Below are 819 nucleotides of genomic sequence, written 5' to 3'. Positions count from 1 at the left end.
GAGGTTGCCGTTGGCGCTGTAGGCATAATCGCGGCGATACAGCGCCGCGTGCTGATGACCTACAGCGTGGGCGAGCAAGCGCCCCTGATCGTCGTAGGCATATTCGCTGAGCAGCAGGCCTTGCTGGCGTTGCTGCTCGCGTCCTGACCGATAAACATGCTGCGTCAGCGGCGTGCCGTTGAGGTCGATGGCTTTTAGCGCACCGCCCTTGGCGTAGTGATAGTCGAGCCGGCTGTTGTCCGGCAGGCGCATCCGCTTGAGCTGGCCGCAGGCGTCGTAGGTATAGCGCAGGGTGCCCCAGCCCTGATGTTCGGTGATCAGCCGGTCCTGGCGGTCGTATTCGAAGGCCAGCGGGTGGTCCTGGCCGTCATCGACCGCGATCAGTCGGCCGAGGCGGTCGTAGTCATAACGAACTTTCACCCCGTCGGGCAGGGTCTTGACCTGCAACCTTCCTGCCGCGTCGCGCTGGTACTGGGTGACCAGCGTCAAACCGTGCTCACCGAACTCGGTCTTTTCCAGCAAGTGACCGTTTAGGTCGTAGGCGTAAGCGGTGCGCCGGCCGTCGAAACCGCTTTGCTCGCGGATCAGCCCGGTGGGCGTGTAATCCAGACGGTATGTTTCCCCGGACTCGTTTTCGATCTCGGTGAGCAGCAACTGCGCATGGTCGTAGCGATACTGCACGCAGGTGCCGTCGTGGTTGATTCGCCGCGAGACCAGGTGCAGGTCGTCGTCATATTCGTAGCGGGTGATGCGTCCGAGTTCGTCGCGTTCGGCGGTGACCTGACCGTAGGCACCGTAGCTGTAGGCGCGACTGGCGCC

1 pseudogene is annotated in these 819 nt (G+C 63.0%); it reads right to left on the bottom strand.

The window, feature by feature from the left end:
• Positions 1-819, bottom strand: a pseudogene (locus HU755_RS26915) (RHS repeat protein); the annotation flags it as partial.

The sequence above is a fragment of the Pseudomonas sp. SWRI111 genome (assembly GCF_014268555.1).
Classification (GTDB): domain Bacteria; phylum Pseudomonadota; class Gammaproteobacteria; order Pseudomonadales; family Pseudomonadaceae; genus Aquipseudomonas; species Aquipseudomonas hamedanensis.
This window is presented reverse-complemented; position numbering and strand designations above follow the sequence as displayed.